We start from the raw sequence: 5,196 nt of genomic DNA, 5'->3' as shown, positions 1-5,196 counted from the left end.
CCCCGTCATCCCCGGTCAGGCGCCGCACCAGCAGGAACATCACCACGCCGGACGCATGTCGGATTGGTCGCGCGCGTCGAGGCCAGTCAAGCCTGGCGGCGCACTGGTAGGCGGGACAGCGGCGGAGGAACTCCCAGGCGCAATCTGGCTCGTCGAGCAACAAGACGTAGTCGTAGGCGCTGAGCGGGGGTGGCCACATGGGTCCGACGTAGAATCTCCGGCACGACATGACAGGCTCACGCAGAAGAGCTCGACAGGCTCGCGGTCTGCGGACCAGGCAACGCTGCGCCGTTGACCGGATCTCTCGGCCACGAGAGCTCGGGCGTCGTTCGGAGCCTGGAACGGCGCCGCCGCGAACGGCTGATGGCGCTGATTTCCATGCTCTAAGATTATATCAAATCGACTTACTTTTCAGGCGAAAACCAAAATAAGAGTGAAGGCTATGTTATTGATGCATCGCACAATTTTCCTATTAATGGATTCGTGAATCGGCGGTCGAAATTTTGCGTCGTCGCTTCATGACGCTCGCCGGTTATTCTCACGATCAGAATTCCGACAGAAGTGACATGAGCTGCCGCTTGGTCGTGACCGCCCCATCCTCGGCCCATTCCATGATCATCTGCGCCGTTGTCATCGGGACAACGCCGGCTTGCATCAGGCGATCGATCGCCGGCTGCTTCGTCTCGGCGTGCCAGTGTGGTGTTGCGTCCATCAGCACGGCGACGTCGATGCCCTCGGCGTTTGCGGCAAGCGCCGTGAAGGTGGCGGTGCACTCGAGCCAGAAGCCGCACAGGACAAGGCTGTTGCGATCGGACGTGGCGAGAGCCATCCCGAGCGGGCTCTCACGCCATTGAACGGATGTCGGCGGCAGGTCGTGCGTGTTGGCGGCGACAAACGGCGCTGCAAGTACGATCCAGGTCTTCGCCGGCCCGAATGTGCCGTTACTGGCTAGATGGATCGGCACGCTGGCCAGCTGAGCGGCGCGGTGCGCCGTCGCCAGTTTGTGGGTTGTCGGCGCTCGGCTTGCGGGATCCAGGCGCTCCAGATGCTCGGGTCTTGGATCGAGAAAGAGCAAAATGCTTTGGGCCGGTTTCAACAATGGCGGCATCTCGACGTGCTCCCTGTTGCAATGCCGGGATGAGACGACCGAGGCGAAAGCGGATCATCTGATCGCCGATGCACAGCGTCGTCCGGCGACACACCTCGGTGACGCCCATCCCAATCCCATGTCCCGATCGCTCGCCGCCGGCCTACTGCAGGAACTGCCTGAAGCGCCTCAGAGCGAGCATGAACAGCACCGCGCCGATGCCGAGCAGGGCCGCGAGCTGCGGCCAGACGACGTCGAGGCCTGCGCCGCGGAACAGCACCGACTGCGCCAGCGCGACGAAGTGCGTGTTGGGTGCGACCTGCATGATCTCCTGGATGATGCCCGGCATGCTTTCGCGCGGCGTCACGGCCCCAGACAGGATCTGCAGCGGGATCAGGACCATCATCAAGAGCAGGCCAAACTGCGGCATCGAGCCGGCGACGGTTGCGAGAAAGATGCCCATCGAGGCCGTGGCAAAGAGATGCAGCGCCGCACCCAGCATGAACAACGCAAGTGAGCCTTGGATCGGCACCCCGAGCAGGCCCTGGACGACGAAGGTCAGCGCCACGCTGGAGGCGAGCAGCACGACGAGCCCCATCGACCAGACCTTGCTCACCATGATCTCGAGCGGCGTCACGGGCATGACCAGGAGGTGCTCGATCGTGCCGTGCTCGCGCTCGCGGATGAGAGCGGCGCCGGTCAGGATGATCGACAGCATGGTGATCGCGTTGATCACCTGCGTGACAGCGCCGAACCAGGACTTGTCGAGCGCCTGGTTGAATCGCGATCTCAGCTCCAGATCGACAGGGAGGCTCGCTGTCTTGCGATAGCGGCTCTGAAATTCGGTGACCTCGCTCGAGACGATCGACTGGATATAACCGCCGCCGGTGAAGGCCTGCGTCATGCGGGTGGCGTCGATGTTGAGCTGGATGGTCGGCACCTTGCCAGCCAGGAGATCACGCTGGAAGTTCGGCGGGATGTCGAGCGCGAACGTGTCGAGCCCCGCATCCATGCGCCGGTCCATCTCCTGCTGTGAGATCAGCGTGGGTACCATGAAATAAGGCGGATATAATGCCGAGACCATGCGCGAGGAGACGGGCGACTGGTCCTCGTCGACTACGGCGATGGCCGCGCGGTTGAGCGTCTCGGGGATGGCGCGCGAGGTGGTATAGATCGAGAGCGTGAAGGAATAGACGATCAGCGCGAGCAGCATCGGATCGCGCGCGAGGCCGCGCAGCTCCTTGATGCCAAGCTGGAGGATGTGGGAGAGACGCATAGGTCAGTTCGCCTGTTTCCTGAGGAGGGCTGCGCTGAGTGCGATCAGGACTGGCCCGGCGAGCAGGAGCGGCCAGAACGCGCCCCACAGGTCTCCGAGCCCGAGCGCCTTGGAGAAGACGCCGCGCGAGATGGTCACGAAGTAAGTCGTCGGATAGACGCTGCCGATGACGGCACCCGCGCCGCGCAGGGAGGACACCGGATCGGTCATGCCCGAAAACTGCACGGCAGGGATGAGTGTGATTAGCGCTGTACCGAAGATCGCTGCGATCTGGCTGTTCATGAACGTCGACATGGCCAGTCCCATGCCTGTCGTCGCGATGACGTAGAGCAAAGCCGCGGCGGACAGCGCCAGAAAGCTGCCGGTCAGCGGAACGTTGAAGATGAAGACTGCGAATGCCGCCAGCATGAGGAAGTTCATGAAGGCGAGCGCGACGTAGGGGATCTGCTTGCCGATCAGGAACTCGAGCCGGGTAACGGGCGTGACGTAAAAGTTGATGATCGAGCCCAGCTCCTTCTCGCGCACGATGCTGAGCACAGCGAGCATGGCAGGTATCATTATGAGCAGCAGCGGGATCACCGCGGGCACCATGGCGACAATGCTCTTGTTATCGGGATTGTAACGGTAGCGCAGCTCGAGCTGGAAGGACCCGGCGGTGGCCGCGCTGCCGAGAAGCTCACGCGTCTTCCGCGTGAGCCAGGCCGCATGCATGCCTTGCACGTAGCCGCGGGCAATCTCGGCGCGTGTCGGCATCGCGCCATCGATCCAGGCCCCGATCGCGACGCTTTTTCCCCGAGCCAGGTCGCGCCCGAACCCCGGAGGAATCTCGATCGCCAAGCTCAACTCCCCGTTGCGCATGCGTCTGTCGAAGTCGGCGTGGTCGGTGATCGGCGCCTTCTGTGTGAAGTAGCGCGAGCCGGCGATCTGCAGGGTATAGTCGCGGCTGATCGTCGTGTCGTCACGGTCGAGCACGGCGAACGACAGGTTCTGGACATCCATGTTGATGCCGTATCCGACGACGAACATGAGGATGACGGTGCCGATCGTGGCGATCGCGAGCCGGATTGGATCGCGACGCAGCTCGAGGGCCTCGCGTTGGGTGTAGGCCAGCATCCGCCGCAGGTCGAAGCGGCGCTCGACGGGCGCAGGCGCCGGCGCCTCAGCCGAGGTTCGGGACTCGCCAGCACGCGGCATGGCTGCTGGCGGGCTGACCGGCACCGACCGCTGCGCCTCCCCGACAGCCTCCTCGAGGTAGGCGATGAACGCTTCGTCAAGAGAGCGGGCCTGTCGATTTTCGATGATCGCCGCCGGATGGTCGCTCACGAGGACTTTGCCTGCATGCATTAGCGAGATGCGGTCGCAGCGCTCCGCCTCGTTCATGAAGTGGGTGGAGACGAAGATTGTCACTTTGTCCTTGCGCGAGAGGTCCGACAGGATCTGCCAGAAACCGTCGCGGGCGACCGGATCGACGCCGGACGTCGGCTCGTCGAGGATCAGGATCTCGGGCGCGTGGATCATAGCCACGGCGAGCGACAGACGCTGGCGGATGCCGAGCGGAAGGGCATCCGGCAAGGTTTCGATCACGCCGCCAAGATCGAAGCGCTGGGTCATCTCCACGATGCGGCCGGGGATAGTACCGGGAGCGAGCCCGAACAGGCGGGCATGCAGCTCGAGGTTTTGCCGGACCGTCAGCTCGGTATAGAGCGAGAAGGCCTGCGACATGTAGCCGACGCGGCGGCGCACCTCCATGTCGCTTGGGTCGACCTCTTGGCCGAACAGGCGTGCCGTTCCGCCGCTCGCCGGCAGGAGGCCCGTCAGCATCTTCATGGTCGTGGTCTTGCCGCAGCCGTTGGAGCCGAGGAAGCCGAAGATCTCGCCACGGGCGATGCGGAAGCTGACGTTGTCGACTGCCGTGAAGTCGCCGAACCGCATCGTGAGGTTCTCGGCCTCGATGGCTGCGTCGCCATCCCCGTCGGCTTCCCGCGGCGGAATGACGACCTCGGTGTGGCCTCTGCGTCTTTCTTCGGGCAACAGCGCAATGAAGGCGTCGTCGAGGTTCCCTTTCCCGGTCTGCCTCAACAGCGCCTCGGGCGAGCCGGTCGCGAGCACGCGGCCGGCATCCATGGCAGCGAGCCAATCGAAGCGGGCGGCCTCCTCCATGTAGGCCGTCGAGACGATGACGCTCATGCCCGGCCGACTCTTGCGGATCTCGTCGATGAGCTCCCAGAACTGTCGGCGCGACAAGGGGTCGACGCCGGTGGTCGGCTCGTCGAGGATCAGCAAATCGGGATCGTGGATTAGCGAACAGCACAGGCCTAGCTTCTGCTTCATGCCGCCCGAGAGCTTGGCGGCCGGACGGCTAGCGAACGGCGCAAGCCCCGTGCTCTCGAGCAAAGCGCCGATGCGCCGCTCTCGTTCGCGCCGGTTGTGGCCGAACAGTCGACCGAAGAAGTCGACGTTCTCGAACACGGACAGAACCGGGTAGAGGTTCTTGCCGAGACCTTGCGGCATGTAGGCGATGCGCGGGCAGGTGAGCCGCCGGTGGGTGGCGTCTGCCATGTCGCCGCCGAGCGCCTCGACGCGGCCGGCCTGAATGGTGCGGGCGCCCGCGATGAGCGAGAGCAGGCTCGACTTGCCGACCCCATCGGGCCCGATCAAGCCGGCCATTGCGCCCGCCGGAATGTCGAGCGTGATGGCGTCAAGCGCGCGCGTGCGGCCATAAGACAGCGATACGCCTTCGAGCCGGGCGACCGGCCGCATAGGCGCGTGCGCGCCCTCGTCGTCGAGCAGGTTCGTCATTGGACCAGCGTCCCCTTGAGGCTAGTGGGCCACG

At 64.3% G+C, this 5,196-nt stretch carries 4 protein-coding genes; all 4 read right to left on the bottom strand.

Annotation, left to right across the window (positions count from 1 at the left end):
* Window positions 1–199 (bottom strand): DUF6499 domain-containing protein (locus Q0239_RS00150; RefSeq protein ID WP_298596516.1); only part of this gene is annotated, 199 nt, incomplete at its 3' end.
* Window positions 200–544: 345 nt separating this feature from the next.
* Window positions 545–1,108 (bottom strand): isochorismatase family protein, encoded by a 564-nt coding sequence (locus tag Q0239_RS00145; protein WP_298596514.1) that lies wholly within the window; start codon window positions 1,106–1,108, stop codon window positions 545–547.
* Window positions 1,109–1,250: 142 nt separating this feature from the next.
* Entirely contained in the window at window positions 1,251–2,363 is a 1,113-nt protein-coding gene (locus Q0239_RS00140) for an ABC transporter permease (protein ID WP_298596511.1), read from the bottom strand.
* A gap of 3 nt (window positions 2,364–2,366) precedes the next feature.
* Complete coding sequence (rbbA, locus tag Q0239_RS00135; protein ID WP_298596519.1) at window positions 2,367–5,123, bottom strand: ribosome-associated ATPase/putative transporter RbbA; 2,757 nt, start codon at window positions 5,121–5,123, stop codon at window positions 2,367–2,369.
* Between the last annotated feature and the right edge of the window lie 73 nt (window positions 5,124–5,196).

Origin of the sequence: uncultured Sphingorhabdus sp. (assembly GCF_937872355.1) — a bacterium.
Classification (GTDB): Bacteria; Pseudomonadota; Alphaproteobacteria; order Sphingomonadales; family Sphingomonadaceae; genus Sphingorhabdus_B.
The sequence above is the reverse complement of the archived record's forward strand: the minus strand, read 5'-3'. Positions and strand labels throughout refer to the sequence as shown.